At 31.6% G+C, this 18,046-nt stretch carries 14 protein-coding genes and 1 pseudogene; 12 read left to right on the plus strand and 3 right to left on the minus strand.

Features of this window, described 5'->3' with window-relative positions:
* The first annotated feature begins 15 nt into the window (after nucleotides 1-15).
* The 8 genes and pseudogenes from recN (at nucleotide 16) to O9267_RS04560 (ending at nucleotide 10,579) form a co-directional block, all read left to right on the plus strand.
* On the plus strand, nucleotides 16-1,668 hold the full coding sequence (recN, locus tag O9267_RS04525; protein WP_298176523.1) for a DNA repair protein RecN: 1,653 nt from the start codon (nucleotides 16-18) through the stop codon (nucleotides 1,666-1,668).
* A gap of 69 nt (nucleotides 1,669-1,737) precedes the next feature.
* Nucleotides 1,738-2,928 carry an enoyl-ACP reductase FabV gene (gene fabV / locus O9267_RS04530; RefSeq protein ID WP_298176525.1) on the plus strand — a complete coding sequence of 397 codons (1,191 nt, stop codon included), beginning with the start codon at nucleotides 1,738-1,740 and terminating at the stop codon, nucleotides 2,926-2,928.
* Between the two features lie 216 nt (nucleotides 2,929-3,144).
* On the plus strand, nucleotides 3,145-5,949 hold the full coding sequence (locus O9267_RS04535) for a T9SS type A sorting domain-containing protein (protein WP_298176528.1): 2,805 nt from the start codon (nucleotides 3,145-3,147) through the stop codon (nucleotides 5,947-5,949).
* Nucleotides 5,950-6,049: 100 nt separating this feature from the next.
* Nucleotides 6,050-7,039, plus strand: a pseudogene (locus O9267_RS04540) (glycosyltransferase); the annotation flags it as partial.
* A gap of 27 nt (nucleotides 7,040-7,066) precedes the next feature.
* A complete protein-coding gene (gene coaE / locus O9267_RS04545) occupies nucleotides 7,067-7,642 on the plus strand; it encodes a dephospho-CoA kinase (protein WP_298176773.1) in 576 nt (191 codons plus the stop codon).
* Nucleotides 7,643-7,713: 71 nt separating this feature from the next.
* The gene (locus O9267_RS04550; protein ID WP_298176531.1) at nucleotides 7,714-9,297 is read left to right on the plus strand and encodes a HAMP domain-containing sensor histidine kinase; all 1,584 of its coding nucleotides are present in this window, start codon (nucleotides 7,714-7,716) and stop codon (nucleotides 9,295-9,297) included.
* A gap of 7 nt (nucleotides 9,298-9,304) precedes the next feature.
* A complete protein-coding gene (locus O9267_RS04555) occupies nucleotides 9,305-10,009 on the plus strand; it encodes a response regulator transcription factor (protein ID WP_298176533.1) in 705 nt (234 codons plus the stop codon).
* 210 nt (nucleotides 10,010-10,219) lie between these two features.
* On the plus strand, nucleotides 10,220-10,579 hold the full coding sequence (locus tag O9267_RS04560) for a hypothetical protein (RefSeq protein ID WP_298176535.1): 360 nt from the start codon (nucleotides 10,220-10,222) through the stop codon (nucleotides 10,577-10,579).
* On the opposite strand, the gene O9267_RS04565 is transcribed toward O9267_RS04560, so the two are convergent.
* The gene (locus tag O9267_RS04565; protein WP_298176538.1) at nucleotides 10,571-11,530 is read right to left on the minus strand and encodes an ion channel; all 960 of its coding nucleotides are present in this window, start codon (nucleotides 11,528-11,530) and stop codon (nucleotides 10,571-10,573) included. The two genes, O9267_RS04560 and O9267_RS04565, sit on opposite strands and share 9 nt — an antisense overlap.
* Before the next feature lie 55 nt (nucleotides 11,531-11,585).
* On the opposite strand from O9267_RS04565, the gene nhaA reads away from it, so the two are divergent.
* From nhaA to O9267_RS04580, 3 genes are all read left to right on the plus strand, one after another.
* Nucleotides 11,586-12,737, plus strand: coding sequence for a Na+/H+ antiporter NhaA (gene nhaA, locus O9267_RS04570; RefSeq protein ID WP_298176543.1), 1,152 nt, complete (start codon nucleotides 11,586-11,588; stop codon nucleotides 12,735-12,737).
* 120 nt (nucleotides 12,738-12,857) lie between these two features.
* Entirely contained in the window at nucleotides 12,858-13,229 is a 372-nt protein-coding gene (locus O9267_RS04575) for a hypothetical protein (RefSeq protein WP_298176545.1), read from the plus strand.
* A 165-nt stretch (nucleotides 13,230-13,394) separates the two neighbouring features.
* Nucleotides 13,395-14,003, plus strand: coding sequence for a YkgJ family cysteine cluster protein (locus O9267_RS04580; protein ID WP_298176548.1), 609 nt, complete (start codon nucleotides 13,395-13,397; stop codon nucleotides 14,001-14,003).
* A gap of 37 nt (nucleotides 14,004-14,040) precedes the next feature.
* Here the strand turns inward: O9267_RS04580 and carB are convergent, their stop codons facing one another.
* Together carB and rpmH are read right to left on the minus strand one after the other, a co-directional pair.
* Entirely contained in the window at nucleotides 14,041-16,893 is a 2,853-nt protein-coding gene (carB, locus tag O9267_RS04585) for a carbamoyl-phosphate synthase large subunit (protein ID WP_298176551.1), read from the minus strand.
* A 239-nt stretch (nucleotides 16,894-17,132) separates the two neighbouring features.
* The gene (gene rpmH, locus O9267_RS04590) at nucleotides 17,133-17,294 is read right to left on the minus strand and encodes a 50S ribosomal protein L34 (protein WP_008464848.1); all 162 of its coding nucleotides are present in this window, start codon (nucleotides 17,292-17,294) and stop codon (nucleotides 17,133-17,135) included.
* Between the two features lie 168 nt (nucleotides 17,295-17,462).
* Here rpmH and O9267_RS04595 point away from each other — a divergent pair, with 168 nt between their 5' ends.
* Nucleotides 17,463-17,978: a DUF2892 domain-containing protein gene (locus tag O9267_RS04595; RefSeq protein WP_298176554.1), complete on the plus strand. Its 516-nt coding sequence runs from the start codon at nucleotides 17,463-17,465 to the stop codon at nucleotides 17,976-17,978.
* The last annotated feature ends 68 nt before the right edge of the window (nucleotides 17,979-18,046 follow it).

Raw genomic sequence — 18,046 nt, forward strand, 5'->3', positions numbered from 1 at the left:
TTTACCTATTTCCAAATGATAACTTCTCTTTCGATAGAAAATTTTGCATTGATTGAAAAATTATCAATCCAATTCTCAGATGGTTTTTCAACTATAACGGGAGAAACTGGTGCTGGAAAATCAATTCTTCTTGGCGCATTAGGATTGGTTCTTGGAAAAAGAGCCGATTTAACTTCGCTAAAAAACAAAGAAGAAAAATGTATTATTGAAGCACATTTCTTTATCAAAAATTATAATTTAAAGTCATTTTTTGAAACCAATGATTTGGATTATGAAGACGAAACAATCATTCGTAGAGAAATTTTGCCTTCTGGAAAATCAAGAGCATTTATTAATGATACACCTGTAAATCTTCAGGAATTACAAGATTTAAGCCACTATTTGATCGATATTCATTCGCAGCATCAAACACAAGAACTCTCAGACGATGTTGTTCAATTTCAAATAGTCGATTCTGTTGCTTCTAATGCAGATTTGATTTCGGAATATAGTTTGGTTTTAAAAGAATACAAAAAATTAAAATCGGAGTTAAAATCGAAAATCGAATTATTGCAATCGGTTACCAAAGAACAAGATTACAATACATTTTTATTAGAAGAATTACTTGCAGCTAATTTAAAATTGGGCGAACAACTTGAACTTGAAACGCAATTTGAAAAATTAAACAACGTTGAATTCATAAAAGAAAATCTTTCCAAATCGTTAGCATTAGCCAATGATGAACCATTTGGAGCAATTCTAAACTTGAAAGAAATTAAAATTGGACTTCAAAAAATTGCTGGCTTTTCTCCAGAATACAATGAACTTCATGAAAGAATAACAAGCGTTGTTATTGAATTTGATGATATTCAAAAAGAGCTTGAAAATCTTTCAGAAACAATTTATGGAAATCCTGAAGAACTTGAATTAATCAATCAAAAATTGCAATTAATTTATGCTCTTCAAAAAAAACATCAAGTAAATACGATTGAAGAATTACTTGAAATTCAAAATCAACTAGATAGCAAAGTTGTTTCTGTAACTACATTAGAATCAGAAGTAGACACAATTACTAATGCAATTTCAACTAAAGAAAATGAATTAGATACTTTAGCAAAAAACATCCATACTAAAAGAGCCGAAGCAATTCCAGTTTTAACCAATAAACTAGCCTCTATTTTAGAACTATTAGGAATGGCAAATGCTCGATTTAATATTCAATTGAATGCTAAAGATGATTATTTTGCTAACGGAAAAGATGAAATTCAATTTTTATTTTCTGCAAATAAAGGTTCCGATTTTGGTTTGCTAAAAAAAGTAGCTTCTGGTGGAGAAATGTCAAGAATTATGTTGGCAGTAAAATCAATTTTGTCACAATATTCAAAACTTCCAACTATCATTTTCGACGAAATTGACACAGGAGTTTCAGGTGAAATTGCTCACAAAATGGGTGAAATCATGAAACAAATGAGTACAACCATGCAGGTTTTTGCTATAACACATTTACCACAAATTGCAGGAAAAGGAAGCGAGCACTTTAAAGTTTATAAAACTGTAAAAGACAATCATACGCAATCCGAATTAAAGTTACTTACTCAAGAAGAACGAATTACAGAAATTGCACAAATGTTATCGGGTGCCAACATTTCTGAATCGGCATTAAATCATGCCAAAGAACTTTTAAATTAAAAAATTGATTTATATTTGCTTTACAAAATTTAGAAACTAAATTTTCAAACGACAAAATTATTTTACATTATGATTATAGAACCAAGAATGCGAGGATTTATTTGCTTAACAGCTCATCCAAAAGGCTGTGAACAAAGCGTTAAAAATCAAATTGAATATGTTAAATCAAAAGGAACAATAGATGGCGCAAAAAAAGTGTTAGTTATTGGAGCTTCAACAGGATTTGGTCTAGCCTCAAGAATTACAAGTGCTTTTGGTTCAAATGCTGCTACTTTAGGTGTTTTCTTTGAAAAACCTGCAGCTGAGGGAAAAACAGCAACACCAGGTTGGTACAATTCTGCTGCTTTTGAAAACGAAGCTCACAAAGCTGGATTATATGCAAAAAGCATCAATGGTGACGCATTTTCTAATGAAGTAAAGCAAGAAGCTATCGACATCATAAAAGCAGATTTAGGTCAGATTGATTTAGTAATTTATAGTTTAGCATCGCCAGTACGTCTAGATCCTGCAACGGGAATTTTACACCGTTCAGTTTTAAAACCAATTGGGCAAAAGTTTACTAATAAAACAGTTGATTTTCACACAGGAAAAGTTTCTGAAATTTCAATAGACCCATGTAATGAAGAAGACATTGCAAACACCGTAAAAGTAATGGGTGGAGAAGATTGGACTTTATGGATTGAAGCTTTGAAAAAAGAAAATTTATTGGCAAAAGGAGCAACAACTATCGCTTATTCATATATCGGACCAGAAGTTACCGAGGCAGTATATAGAAAAGGAACAATAGGAAGAGCAAAAGACCATTTAGAAGCAACTGCGTTCACAATTACAGATTCTTTAAAAAACCTTGATGGAAAAGCTTATGTTTCTGTCAATAAAGCTTTAGTAACACAAGCAAGTTCTGCAATACCAGTTATACCTTTATATATATCATTATTGTATAAAGTTATGAAAAATGAAGGAGTTCACGAAGGCTGTATAGAGCAAATTCAACGTTTGTATCAACAACGTCTTTACACTGGAAATGAAGTTCCAACAGATGATAAAGGAAGAATCCGAATTGACGATTGGGAAATGCGTGATGATATTCAAGCACAAGTATCCAAACTTTGGGCAGAAGCAACAACAGAAAATCTTGAAGAAATTGGTGATTTAGAAGGTTACAGAAAAGATTTCTACAACTTATTCGGGTTTGGATTTGACAAAGTTGATTATCTAGCTAATACTGACGAAATGGTTCAAGTTTCAAGTATTTCATAAAAAAATATTATACCACAATTCTAAAAGCATCATTTTTATAATGATGCTTTTTTTATGAAAAAAATTAATGGTAATTTAAAAATAGAAAACATTTATTACGCATATTCTTGCGTTTTGAGGTATTTTTCTGCGTTTTATCGAATTTTTTTTTTTTTAACTTTCATAAACAAACATTTTTTATATATTGCAGACTATTAATCTAAATAAAAAACTATGATGAAAAAATTTACTCTTTTCGTTGCAATTTTGTTGGGTTTCCTAACGAATAGTAATGCACAGATTGGATTGTTGGAGACATTTAATGCCTCTACAACTATCCCAACGGGTTGGACAAACCCCAATTTTTATGCAGTTTCTTCTGCACAATCTTGTAATGGAAATTCTGTAAGGAAAAATTTATATAGCAGTGCTACTACTGCTGTACTAACAACACCTAACTATCCTGGCGCTTCAAATGGAACAGATATTACCTTTTCATTTGATTACAAAATAGTTAACTGGTCAGCTGCAACAGAAGCAACACCAGCAGGTTGGGGAAGTTCAATAGTTGAAGTTTCTACAGATGATGGTGCTACTTGGCTTCCTCAATACACAATTGATGATTCAAACCACGTAGTTGCAAACACATGTGCAAACGTATCTTTTACAATTGCGGCTGCAGACGCTCCAGCAGGATCTGATCTAAAATTTAGATTCAGAAACACATGGTTGGCTGGTGATTACTATTTTTATATTGATAATATTTCTGCTTCTCAAGTTACTGCTTCACCTCCAAATTGTGATGCAGCATTAACTTCTCCTGCTGATGGAGCAAGTGATGCAAACATTTTTGGAAACATCACATGGAGTGCTGCTACAGGTGTTGCAACTGGTTATAATTTAACTGTTGGAACAACTCCTGGTGGTTCAGACGTTTTAGCAACTACAGATGTTGGTAATGTTGGTGGTTATGCTTTAGGAAGTTTAAATTTTGAGACAACTTATTACATTAGTATTGTTCCTTATAATACTAATGGTAATGCAACTGGTTGTACAGAGTACAGTTTTACAACTGTTCCTGCTCCAGCACCAGGTAACTTATGTGAAAATCCAATTGTAGTTACTCTACCTTATGAAACTACAGATGACACTGCAAATTATGAAGATATATATTACGAAGGTTCACCAGGATCAAGCTGTGGTTCAACATCTTCATATTTAGGAGGAAATGATGTAGTTTATGCTTATACTGCTACAGCTGATGGTTCAATAAACGTTAATTTAACAACAACAGAAACTTATGTTGGTCTTTTCGCTTACGCAAGTTGTTCTTCAATTGGAAGTAGCTGTATTGGTGGTGCGGTTAATGGTTTTGCAGGTGGTCCAGTTTCATTAATGGAATTTCCAGTTGTTTCAGGACAAACATATTATTTTGTTATTTCAACATGGCCAGCACCTCAAACCGCTCCTTATACTTTAAGTATTGTTGAAAATACATGTACAAATGCAACTGCTACTTATACAGTAGTTTCTGATTGTGCTAATGGTGAGCAGTTCTTAGTAGATGTTGACGTTACAAGTTTAGGTACTGCAACTTCTTTAACAGTTACTGACGACCAAGGTAGTGCTCCACAAACTGTTTCTGCTACTGGTGTTGTTCAATTTGGACCATATCAAAATGCAACTCCTGTTGTATTTACTGTTTCTAATGACCAAGATTCAAATTGTGTTATTACAAGCCCATCAACAACTCAAGCAGTTTGTCCTCCAGCTAATGATTTATGTTCTGGTGCTATTAATTTAGGATTAGAAACTTCTCCATTAGATGGAACTACTGTAGGTGCTACTAATAACAATGTTCCAACATGTGGTGGAACTACTGCTGCACCAGATGTTTACTATTCTATATCTGTACCTAGTGGTTCAACACTTACTATTCAGCAAACTGCAAATAGCTACGATTCAGTAGTTAGTATGTTCTACGGAGACTGTTCAACTCCAACAGCAATTACATGTTATGATGATTCTGACACACTTACAACTACTTGGGCAAATACAACAGGCTCTGATCAAACTGTATATTTTGTAGTTGATGGTTATGCTGGTACATCTGGAACGTTTACATTAGCTTGGTCAGTTCTTGCTTGTTCAAATGCAACAGCCACATATACTGTTGTTTCTGATTGTGCAAATGGTGAGCAATTTTTAGTAGATGTAAATATTACTGATTTAGGTACTGCAACTTCTCTTACTGTTAGTGATGATCAAGGTAGTGCAACACAATCTGTTTCTGCAACTGGTGTTGTTCAATTTGGACCATATCCTAACGCAACTCCTGTAGTTTTTACTGTTACAAATGATCAAGATTCAAATTGTGTAATTACAAGTTCTGCACAAAGTCAAGCGGTTTGCCCTCCTGATTGTTCACAAGCAACTGTTGTTGATTGTGATACTGAAACAGTTGCAGATTTTGTAGCTGGATCAGGTGCTTGGAATGTTAATGCTTGTGGTTTCTCAACACCTGGTATTGAAAAAATATATTCATTTACTGCACCAGCTGATGGATCATATAGTTTAGAAGTTACAGCTGCCACTGGTGGTTATGTTGATTACTATTATAAAGAAGCAAGTGGATCATGTGATAATACCGGTTGGACGTGTATTGACGATATTTCTTTAGCTGTCACAGCAACAATTGGAACACTTACATCTGGAACTGAATATTTAATTTTATTAGATTCTGAAGGAACAACAGCAAGAAATCAAACATTTAAAGTTGTTTGTCCAGTTTTAGCAACAGATACTTTTGATAATGCTAATTTTAAATACAACCCTAACCCAGTTGTTGATGTGTTAAATTTATCATACAACAAAGCTATAACAAGTATAGCAGTTTATAACTTAATTGGTCAACAAGTAATTGCTAAAACAGTAAATGCTAATATGTCTCAAGTTGACATGTCAGCTTTACCAACTGGTACTTATATGGTTAAAGTTACTTCAAACAATGAAGTTAAAACTATAAAAGTGGTAAAACAATAATTTTAAACTTACCTCTTTAGATTTTTTAAAATCCGTCTCGTTGTTTTGAACGAGGCGGATTTTTTTTATATTTGTTAAAATTATTAAACTCGAACAATACATGCTTTTTTCTATAATAATTCCAGTTTTTAATAGACCTGATGAGATTGATGAACTTTTAAAAAGTTTATTACTTTCAACATACAAGAAAGACTATGAAATAGTAATTATAGAAGATGGTTCAACAGAAAAATGTGAAAATATAATTGAAAAATATAGTAAAAAACTAACTATCTCATACTACTTTAAACAAAATTCTGGACCTGGTGATTCACGTAATTTTGGTATGAAAAAAGCAAAGGGTGATTATTTTATCATTTTTGATTCTGATTGTATCATTCCAGAAAATTATTTGACAAATGTTGAAACTCAATTAAACTCAAATTATGTTGATTGTTTTGGAGGAAGTGATGGTGCATTGAAAACATTTACGTCTATTCAAAGAGCTATTAATTTTTCGATGACATCATTTTTAACAACTGGTGGAATCCGCGGTGGTTCTGAAAAAATTGACAAGTTTCAACCTCGCAGTTTTAATATGGGTATATCAAAAAAAGCATTTATTGCATCAAATGGTTTTGGAAATATACATCCAGGTGAAGATCCCGATTTAACCATCAGATTATGGAAATTAGGTTTCGAAACAAAACTTTTTAAAAATTGTATTGTTTTTCATAAAAGAAGAATTGACTGGGAAAAATTTGAAGTTCAAGTTTCTAAATTCGGAAAAGTTAGACCTATTTTAAATAGTTGGCATCCAGAATATGCTAAATTTACCTATTGGTTTCCATCATTATTCATCATTGGATTTTTTGCTTCTATCCTATTGTTAGTCTTTGCAATCGATTTACCTTTAAAACTTTATTTCATTTATTTTTTATTAATTTTTCTTGTTTCAAGTTTTCAAAATAGAAATTTACTAATTGGTTTGTATTCAATAAAAGCTGTTTGGAAACAATTCTACGGATATGGATTGGGGTTTATAGAATCATTTGTAAAAATCAATCTTCTCAAAAAAAATCCTGAAGTTGCCTTTCCTGAGTTATTTTTTGATAAAAAAAACATAGTCACCAAAATAATTGGCTTAACAGGTGGTATTGGAAGTGGAAAAACCACAGTTGCTAACTATCTTCAATCTCAAGGAATTCCAGTTTATGTTTCAGATATAGAAGCCAAAAAAGTGATGGAGTTTCCAGATGTTATTGAAAAAATAATTTTCATTTTCGGAAAAGCAATAACAAATGAAATAAATGGTCTTGACCGAAAAAAATTAGCCGAAATTGTTTTTAATGATCCTGAAAAATTAAAACAACTCAATTCAATTGTACATCCAGAAGTAAAAAAACATTATGAAAACTGGGTTCAAGAGCATAAAAACTATTTATTTGTAGTAAAAGAAACAGCCATTTTATTTGAAAGTGGAAGTTATAAAGATTGTGATGTCGTAATAAATGTAACGGCTCCATTAGAAACTCGTATTCAAAGAGTTATAGAAAGAGACAAAACTACTCGCGAAAAAGTTTTGAGTAGAATAAAAAATCAAATTTCTGACGAAGAACGCAACTCCAAAAGCACCTATGTCATTGAAAACATTGATTTAGATACAGTAAAAACAAAAATTGATGAAATTCTTAAAACATTGACAATTCAATAATTTTTTGTATTAATGTTAATGTTTGGTTAATCTATTCCTACGGTATATGTTAAAATCTTAAATTTGTACGTATGAATAAATTATTCTTCCGGTTACTAGTTCTATTAATGAGTTTATCCTTAATAGGGATAATAGTAGTTCAAGTGTATTGGTTCAATACTTCTTTTAAAAATAACGACGAGCAATTTCGTTTTCATGTTACTCAAGTAATAGGAAATGTTGCAGAAAAGCTTCAAAAAGAAGAAGCATATAGTTTTATCGATAAATACAAAAAACTAAAAGATAGTATTGGTAAAGATCCTGAAAGAAGCGATTTTCTAGAATTTGGTTACTATCAACGTAATTCTAAAACCAACGAAACTATAATTTATTCAAATAACATTATATCAGAAGATTTCAATTTATCTTCTACGCTCTTTGATAAAAAAATTGACAGTTTAAAATTAAAAAGTTTTTCTAGCAATCGAACTACTGAGATTTACAATAATAAAAAAATTGATAATTCTAGTATTCAACATAAAATTTCACCTGATGTAAAAATTCAGAAAACTGGTAACATGGCTATTTTAGATAATGCTCAATTTGAAATTTTCTTCAAAGATATAGCTGCATCAAAACCAATTCAAGAAAGAGTTTCAGTTGAAAAATTAAGAGGTTTGTTAAAATTTTATCTTGATGAATACGATGTAAAAACACCTTTTGAGTTTGGAATATACAGTAATGGGTTAGCTACTAAAATAAAGTCGGAAAATTTTCGTTATGAAAAGACGAATACATCATCGATTCCAATTTTTACTGATAATGAAGGAAACAACAAATACCAATTAATGGTAAGTTTCCCTCAAAAAAAGAGGTTTTTATTTTCAGAATTAATAGGAATTACAGTTTTGTCAATAATATTTACATTAATTATCATCATTGCTTATTCTAGTGCTTTAAGTCAACTGATAAAACAACGTCAAATTTCTGAAATCAAAACCGATTTCATTAATAATATGACACACGAATTTAAAACACCAATTGCTACCATTAATTTAGCTCTTGATGCCATAAAAAACCCAAAAGTAATTGACGACCATGAAAAGGTTAAACGTTACTTACAGATGATTAGAGACGAAAACAAACGAATGCATGCACAAGTTGAAAACGTTCTAAGAATATCTAAATTAGAAAAGAAAGAATTAGAAATAACCAAAAATAATAATAACGTTCACGATATAATAAACGAAGCTATTGAACACGTTAACCTTATTATTGAAGATAGACAAGGAAAAATAACAACCCATTTAGAAGCAAAAAGAACATCTGCATTATTGAATGATGTACATTTTACAAATGTGTTAGTTAATATTTTAGATAATGCAATTAAATACTCGCCAAACAGCCCAATTATAGATGTTTTTACTGAAAATGTAAAAGATTTTATAATAATAAAAATAAAAGACGAAGGTTCAGGGATGAGCAAAGTAGCTCAAAAACGAATTTTTGAAAAATTTTATAGAGAACATACTGGTGATTTACACAACGTAAAAGGACACGGATTAGGTTTATCTTATGTCAAAAGGATTGTGGAAGATCACAACGCACAAATTTTCGTAGAAAGCGAAAAAGGAAAAGGAAGCACATTCATACTTAAAGTACCCCTAATAAATTAACAAACCTATGGAAACAGAAAATAAAAAAATATTATTGGTCGAAGACGATCAAAACTTTGGCGCTATACTCAAAGATTATTTATTACTAAATGATTTTGATGTTGTATTAGCAAAAAACGGCATGGAAGGATTTGAAAAATTCAAGAAAGACACCTACGATTTATGTATTCTTGACGTAATGATGCCATACAAAGACGGGTACACTTTGGCTAAAGAAATAAGAGAAAAAAACAAAGATGTGCCAATCATATTTCTTACTGCAAAATCAATGAAAGAGGATGTATTGAAAGGATATAAAGTTGGTGCAGATGATTATCTAAACAAACCTTTTGATTCAGAAGTGTTGTTGATGAAAATTAAAGCAATTATTCAACGTAAATCTTCTGAAGTCAAAAACGAGCCTGTGAAATTTGAATTTCAAATTGGAAAATTCCATCTTAATTCAAAACTACGTTTCTTAACTTTTCAAAACGATGCGCCAATTAAGCTTTCGCCAAAAGAAAACGAATTGCTAAAGATGTTAGCTATTTATGAAAATGATTTAATGCCGAGAGAATTAGCATTAACCAAAATTTGGAGAGATGATAATTATTTCACTTCAAGAAGTATGGACGTTTATATTGCCAAATTGAGAAAATATCTTAAACTTGACGAGAATGTAGAGGTCTTAAATATTCACGGTGAAGGTTTTAGATTAGTAATAAAAAAATAATTTTATAAAAAAAATTAAAAAAGATGCTCTCAAAAGCATCTTTTTTTTGTTTATATTTACACTTAATTATCTAAAAGTGTAACTTAAACGATTTTATATGCACTTTGTCGATAATATTTCCTACAGCATTATATTTAATCTAGTTTTGTCATCCAAATTAGAAACTATGATTTCCCCAAAGTCAGCGTTTCTTTCTTAAAACCTACAATTATGAGCAATAAAGTTAAATTCAGTTTTTCAAGTTTATTATCATTTCCTACTTTTTTATTATTTGTTATGTTTAGCTGTGCTTCTATGAATGCACAAACTAAAGATGTTACTTCACCATCTAACATATCTGTAGCAAATGGAGAAAATAATAACTCAATTTCAAAAAGTGATGCTTCTGCAGAAACTAACTTTCAATTTGTTTCTTGGTTTATGGGAACGAAACAAACTATAAAAGAAGAAGGTGTTTTAGATAAAGCTTCTGCAAAGAAAATGTTTATCAATGCAAGAATTGCTCCTAATAGAATTCTTATGAAAGCATTTCTTAAAAAAGCTCAAAATCAATTATCTACTTTAGCTTAAAATTACTTTCTCAAAAGTATTAAGTTTATCAATATGAAGAATGGTCTTTGTATCATTATCATTTCGTGTAAACATAGGAACAAACTTTGCTCCATAAACTATTTCGTCAAAAACGTATGAAGTTCGTTTAACTACTGTATTACTAAACATATCATCAAACGCTTTTACAAAAACGATAATCTCTCCAACACTATTCCTGAATTCAGCTTCAGAAAAACCATAAAAAGGACTTGTTTCGGTTATTGGATGCACTATTGTCCAACTAAGATTAAGCAAATTCACATGGCTCATTTCTAAATCTAAAAAGAAAAACTTATTGGTAATTTTACCATTTTCTTCCATTTGCAAACCCAGGGTTACTTTAGCTTCAACATCTGTTAGATTGGCATTTTTGTATGGTGTAATTCGCATCATCAAAGCTTTTCCATTATTATAAGGTGCAATAATAGCGTTTTCAGAAAACATAATATGCGCTTTGGGCTTGCTAAATCGACCATAAAACAAACCTGTCGCAATTGCAAAACTTAATAAACCAAACAATGCCTCTACAGCAGCTGTAAAACTTGCCGTGAATCCACTTGGGCTAATATGTCCATAACCAACAGTAGTATACGTTTGAATACTAAAGAAAAAAGCTTGTCCAAATTTATCAGCCAATGTATAAACTCTAGCTCCTTGCAAATGTTCAATGCCGTTGAGTAAATACAAGCTTGCAAAAAAACAGTTGACTAAAAAGTAAAACAAAACTATAATTAAGAAAAATTTCCATCTAGGAATATTCAACATTGTATGATACCAGCTTATACTGTCAAATAAACCAATTCCTGATTTTCGAACGTTAGCATTTCCATTTTTAGTAATAAAACGCCCACCATAACTTGATGCATTGCTTCCAAAACCTGTATTCGTTTCAGCTTTTGCTTTTGAGTTTATTCTCTTTAAAAATGCCATTCCATAATTTTTTCGTAAATTTATAACTTTTAAAATTATTATTTCTGCCAAACAAATGAAGCCATCAAAATTATTTAAATCATTTTTTGAAAATGAAAAAACAGCAGGGATTTTATTACTAGTTTGTACTTTAGTTTCAATTTTACTTGCAAATTCATCTTTTCAAGATGGTTACATTCATTTTTGGGAATCTAAAATTGGTGGTTTTTCTATTGAACATAGTATAAATGATGGTTTAATGACCCTTTTTTTCTTGATGATAGGATTAGAACTTGAAAGAGAAATCTATATTGGAGAATTATCGAGCTTTAAAAATGCCATTTTACCTTTTTCAGCTGCAGTTGGAGGAATAATAATTCCCGCTTCAATTTATTTTTTCATCAATAAAGGCACTCCCTTCGCAAACGGAATTGGAATTCCAATGGCGACAGATATCGCTTTTGCTATTGGAATATTATCATTGTTGGGAAGTAAAGTTCCAACTTCACTCAAAGTATTTCTAACCGCTTTGGCTGTAATAGATGACTTGGGAGCAATACTTGTTATCGCCATTTTCTATTCAAAAGGAATCCAAATGAATTATTTACTCCTTTCGTTCTTAGTGTTTGGCATATTACTACTAATGAACAGACTAAAAATTTATAAACTTTGGCCTTATCTTATTGGTGGTGCATTAATGTGGTTTTTAATGTTAAATTCTGGAGTTCATGCAACTATTACAGGTGTATTAGTAGCTTTTGCGATACCTTTTGAAAACGGTGAAGAAAGTTCTATATCCTACAAACTGCAACATTTTTTGCATCGACCAGTATCATTTTTAATTCTTCCTCTTTTTGCTTTAGCTAATACGGCAATTAAAATCAATTTAACCTCAACCGAAACACTTTTTACAACTTATACATTAGGAATCTTTTTTGGGCTATTAATTGGAAAACCAATTGGTATTTCATTATTTTCATTTATTATGGTCAAGTTTAAAATTGCCGAACTTCCAAGTGATTTAAACTGGAAACACATTATTGGAACTGGTATTCTTGGCGGCATAGGGTTTACTATGTCAATATTTATTACACTTATAGCTTTTGATAATCAAATCATTATAAATAACTCCAAATTATTTATTATTCTGGCCTCTACAATTTCAGGAATTGTTGGACTACTTTTTCTAAAAGCGGTTTTTGCCAAAAGTATCGACATAGTTGAATAAAATAACCTAAAAAAAATACCCTTTTAAACACTTGTTAAATGTTTGATTATAATTTAATTTATTTATATATTTACAATTAAATTTTCATTTAATAGTCAATTTATATAACATTTAATCATTATGGATAATTTTGAATTCATATTCGATTCTTCTACAAATATTTTATATAAGAATTATTTTGGTAAGATTAATATGGATGACATATATAATTCATGGCATTATGCATTTGAAAATAATCTCATTCCCCAAAACACCAAAGGTTTCATATTAGATTACCGAAAAGCCTCTTTCGACATTGATAGTAAAAAATATAAAAAAATTGTTTCTTTTTATAAAAAAAATATCTCCTTTTTTAAAGATAAAAAAATTGCAGTGATTACTAATAGTTCAAAAGATATTGTAATTCCTATTTTAGTCGAACAAAAAGACAAAGGTTATTCTTCAAAACCTTTTAGCACAGTTGAAGCGGCTATTCGTTGGATTCATATATAAAAACTTCTTATACTATCTTACTTAATTTTCAAATAAAATGCTTTTTTATTGAGAATTATGCGCTTCAATACATTTAAAAAATTTTTTTTAACAACAATTTAAATCACAAATAAAACCCTATTAAGCCATAAGCCATTTTTATAAGCGTACATTCGACAAAAATTAATGTCAATAGAAAGCAAAGTAAGATTGGTTGAACTGCTGTTTGATCGACTTGAAAATGAAATTACCGATTTCAAATCGCAAACAAACTTGCATTGTCTTTCTGGTTGTGGTAAATGTTGCACCAAACCCGATATTGATGCTTCTCCTTTAGAGTTTTTGCCTTGGGCATTTCATCTTTTTTTGAATGACAAGGCCGAGTTCGTATTAAATACGCTCAATGAAACAAAGATTTCTAATTGTCATTTATACCAATCTCTAACATTAATTGACAGCCCAAATGGCAGTTGTGGCAACTATCGCTATCGCGGATTAATATGTCGCCTTTTTGGTTATGCCGCCAGCCGAGATAAATTTGGAGAATTGAAATTAGCTACTTGTAAAATCATAAAAGAAAAACAACAAGAAAACTTCAACAATACTGAAGAAGCCATTAGTAAAGGGCTTTATGTGCCAATTTTCACCGATTACTACATGAATCTAACCCAAATAGATTTTAGATTAGGCACAACAATGTTACCAATAAATGAAGCTTTAAAAATAGCTATAGAAGAAGTTTTACACTATTATGCTTATAGACCATTCCCTAGTGGATTGGGAAATATTGCTTGAGTAAAAAACAGAATCCCGACTTTCATCGGGATTTTTTCTATTTACTCAAATACATTTTTCTTCGACTATACAATTCGTAGAATTGATCGTCTTTTAAATCGTCTATAAACAAAATACTTTCACCTGTCGATTTCATTTCGGGTCCGAGTGCTTTGTTTACATCTTTAAACTTACTGAAAGAGAAAACCGGTTGCTTAATCGCATAACCTTTCAACTGCGGATTGAACGTAAAATCGGTTACTTTATTTTCGCCCAACATTACTTTGGTTGCATAATTTACATAAGGTTCGCCATACGCTTTTGCAATAAACGGAACCGTTCTCGATGCTCTTGGATTAGCTTCGATAATGTAAACCGTATCGTCTTTTATAGCAAATTGAATGTTTATCAAACCAACCGTTCTTAAAGCCAAAGCGATTTTTTTTGTATGATCTTTTATTTGTTGCATTACAAACTCACCCAAATTAAATGGTGGCAAAGTCGCGTTAGAATCACCTGAGTGAATTCCGCAAGGTTCGATGTGTTCCATAATTCCTATGATGTACACGTTTTCTCCATCGCAAATAGCATCGGCTTCTGCTTCAATTGCTCCATCAAGATAATGGTCAAGTAGTAATTTATTTCCAGGAATCGATTTCAATAAATCAATTACATGTTCCTCTAATTCTTGTTTGTTGATGACAATTTTCATTCCTTGTCCACCCAAAACATACGATGGACGAACCAACAACGGAAAGTCTAAACTATCTGCTAATTTTGAAGCTTCGTCAGCACTTTCAGCAATTCCGAATTTTGGAAATGGAATATTTAATTCGGTTAAAAGTTCTGAAAAACGTCCTCTATCCTCTGCTAAATCTAATGCATCGAATGAAGTTCCAAGAATTTTGATTCCGTATTTAGATAATTTTTCTGCAAGTTTTAAAGCGGTTTGTCCACCAAGTTGAACAATAACTCCTTCTGGTTTCTCGTGGCGAATGATGTCGTAAATGTGTTCCCAAAAAACAGGTTCGAAATACAATTTATCAGCTGTATCAAAATCGGTAGAAACAGTTTCAGGATTACAATTAATCATAATCGTTTCGTAACCGCATTCTTTAGCAGCTAAGACTCCGTGAACACAAGAATAGTCAAATTCAATTCCTTGCCCAATTCTATTTGGACCAGAACCTAAAACCACCACTTTCTTTCTATCGGTTACAATACTTTCGTTGTGAACGTATCTTTCGCCATTTGCTGTTTGAATTTCAGCTTCAAAAGTCGAGTAATAGTAAGGAGTTTTTGCTTTAAATTCGGCTGCGCAAGTATCCACTAGTTTATAAACACGCTTAATGTTCATGTCATCACGCAATTTATAAACCTGACTTTCTAAACAACCCAACATGTGCGCTATTTGTCTGTCGCCATAACCTTTTTGCTTTGCTTCAAGTAATAATTCTTTTGGCAAAGTATCTATTTTGTAGTTTGTGATTTCTCTTTCTAACAAATACAATTCTTCGTATTGTTTCAAGAACCACATATCAATTTTAGTGATTTCGTGAATTCTACTCAACGGAATTCCCATCGCAATAGCATCGTAAATTACAAAAACTCTATCCCAACTTGCGTAAGTTAGTTTCTCAATAATTTGTTCGTAGTTTTTATAACCTTTTCCGTCTGCTCCTAGTCCATTTCGTTTAATTTCAAGCGATTGTGTTGCTTTGTGAAGCGCTTCTTGAAACGAACGACCAATTCCCATAACTTCACCAACCGATTTCATTTGAAGTCCCAAAGTTCTGTCGGCACCTTCAAATTTGTCGAAATTCCAACGTGGAATTTTTACGATAACATAATCTAAAGTTGGTTCGAATAAGGCTGAAGTTGATTTTGTAATTTGGTTTTGAAGTTCGTCTAAGTTGTAACCCAAAGCTAGTTTCGAAGCGATTTTTGCAATTGGATAACCAGTAGCTTTTGATGCCAAAGCTGATGAACGAGAAACTCTTGGATTGATTTCGATGGCAACAATATCTTCTTTTTCATCTGGTGAAACGGCGAATTGCACGTTACAACCTCCAGCAAAATTTCCGATAGAACGCATCATCAGAATTGCCATATCACGCATCTTTTGGAACGTTGTATCTGATAAAGTCATTGCAGGTGCAACAGTAATTGAATCACCAGTATGAATTCCCATTGGATCCATGTTTTCAATCGAACAAATGATTACAACATTGTCGTTTTTATCGCGTAAAAGTTCTAATTCGTATTCTTTCCAACCTAGTAAAGCTTTATCAATCAATACTTCGTGAATTGGTGACATTTCTAAACCATAAGTTAGTTTTTCGTCAAATTCTTCTTTGCTGTGTACAAATGCTGCTCCAGTTCCACCAAGTGTAAACGATGGACGAATTACTAATGGAAAACCAAATTCTTGGGCAATTTCTTTTCCTTTTAAAAACGAAGTTGCTGTTTTTGCTGGCGCTGCAGGAATTCCAATTTTTTCTAATAACTGTTTGAACTGTTCGCGGTCTTCAGTAATATTGATTGCATTTACATCGACACCAATCATTTTTACATTAAAGTCTTGCCAAATTCCTTTTTCGTCTGCTTCTAAACAAAGGTTTAAAGCAGTTTGTCCGCCCATTGTTGGAAGAACAGCATCAATTTGCGGATGCTCTTTTAGAATCTGGATAATTGATTTGGTTGTCAATGGCAATAAATAAACATGATCGGCCATACTTGGGTCGGTCATGATGGTTGCTGGATTGGAATTGATAAGGATTACTTCAATTCCTTCTTCACGAATAGAACGTGCCGATTGTGAACCTGCATAATCAAATTCGCAAGCTTGCCCAATAACGATTGGACCTGAACCTATGATTAAAACCGATTTGATTGAATTGTCTTTTGGCATTTTTGTAGTTAGTTTGTTGTTGAGACAAGTCATGACTTGTCTGTACTATTGTTGTTGTGTTAGATATAGCCCTAGCCCTGATAGCAGTGGAAATCCTTTTTAATTTTTCTTTAAAATTAAAAAGATTGCAACGAATAGCAGGAAATAGCTCCTAAAACTTATTAAAATTTATAAACAAGGTTTAAAAAAAAGCCGCTACTAATAAAAGTAACGGCTTTATGTTGATTAATTACTAATCATTATTTTTTGTGTCTTGGTTCAGAAGATACAGTTAACTTATGTCTTCCTTTAGCTCTACGACGCGCAAGGACTTTTCTTCCATTTGCAGAAGCCATTCTGTCCATAAATCCGTGCTTATTTCTTCTTTTTCTTTTCGATGGTTGAAACGTTCTTTTGCTCATTGCTAATTATCTTTAAAAATCTTGATTTATTTTGTACTTATAGTTTACAAAGACTGTCTTTGTAAAACCGAGTGCAAATATACAAAGTCTTTTTTTTCTGGCAAGTAGTTTTTTAAAAATATTTTAAAATCCTTTTACTATCTTTGCAATCAAATAAAAACACCCATTATGTTTCACAGAAATATCAAACTAATTATTGCTGGACTTATTATAATTACTGGCATTTGGCAAATGACGGAAGGTTATATTGGCAATGGAATTTTCCTTATTATATTGTCGGCTCTTCCTATTTTTCTTTACTTTAAAAACGAATTTATCCTTTTGGCGTTCCTAAAATTGAGAAAACAGGACTTTCCTGGTGCTCAAAAATGGCTAGCTTACATCAAAAATCCGGAAACGGCTTTGGTTCAAAAACAACAAGGTTATTTTAATTATTTACACGGAATTATGTTATCGCAAACGAATTTGACACAATCGGAAAAATATTTCAAAAAAGCGATTGAGTTAGGTTTGAATATGGATATGGACTTAGCTGTTGCAAAATTGAATTTGGCTGGATTGGCAATGACTAGAAGAAGAAAATTGGAAGCTACCAACCTTATTAATGAAGTAAAAAAACTTGACAAACAAAATATGCTTGCCGATCAAGTAAAGATGATGAAAGAGCAGTTGAAGAAGATTTAGTTTTCAGACAACAATAACATATTAAAAAAAAGTTCGCGATTGCGAACTTTTTTTATTTTTACTACCAA

This window comes from Flavobacterium sp., assembly GCF_027531705.1.
Taxonomy (GTDB): Bacteria; Bacteroidota; Bacteroidia; order Flavobacteriales; family Flavobacteriaceae; genus Flavobacterium.

Excerpts from the sequence above, each read along its gene's own strand:
- recN (WP_298176523.1), top strand. The coding sequence starts at position 16 with ATGATAACTTCTCTTTCGATAGAAAATTTTGCATTGATTGAAAAATTA.
- fabV (WP_298176525.1), top strand. The coding sequence starts at position 1,738 with ATGATTATAGAACCAAGAATGCGAGGATTTATTTGCTTAACAGCTCAT.
- O9267_RS04535 (WP_298176528.1), top strand. The coding sequence starts at position 3,145 with ATGAAAAAATTTACTCTTTTCGTTGCAATTTTGTTGGGTTTCCTAACG.
- O9267_RS04550 (WP_298176531.1), top strand. The coding sequence starts at position 7,714 with ATGAATAAATTATTCTTCCGGTTACTAGTTCTATTAATGAGTTTATCC.
- O9267_RS04555 (WP_298176533.1), top strand. The coding sequence starts at position 9,305 with ATGGAAACAGAAAATAAAAAAATATTATTGGTCGAAGACGATCAAAAC.
- O9267_RS04560 (WP_298176535.1), top strand. The coding sequence starts at position 10,220 with ATGAGCAATAAAGTTAAATTCAGTTTTTCAAGTTTATTATCATTTCCT.
- O9267_RS04565 (WP_298176538.1), bottom strand. The coding sequence starts at position 11,530 with ATGGCATTTTTAAAGAGAATAAACTCAAAAGCAAAAGCTGAAACGAAT.
- nhaA (WP_298176543.1), top strand. The coding sequence starts at position 11,586 with ATGAAGCCATCAAAATTATTTAAATCATTTTTTGAAAATGAAAAAACA.
- O9267_RS04575 (WP_298176545.1), top strand. The coding sequence starts at position 12,858 with ATGGATAATTTTGAATTCATATTCGATTCTTCTACAAATATTTTATAT.
- O9267_RS04580 (WP_298176548.1), top strand. The coding sequence starts at position 13,395 with ATGTCAATAGAAAGCAAAGTAAGATTGGTTGAACTGCTGTTTGATCGA.
- carB (WP_298176551.1), bottom strand. The coding sequence starts at position 16,893 with ATGCCAAAAGACAATTCAATCAAATCGGTTTTAATCATAGGTTCAGGT.
- rpmH (WP_008464848.1), bottom strand. The coding sequence starts at position 17,294 with ATGAGCAAAAGAACGTTTCAACCATCGAAAAGAAAAAGAAGAAATAAG.
- O9267_RS04595 (WP_298176554.1), top strand. The coding sequence starts at position 17,463 with ATGTTTCACAGAAATATCAAACTAATTATTGCTGGACTTATTATAATT.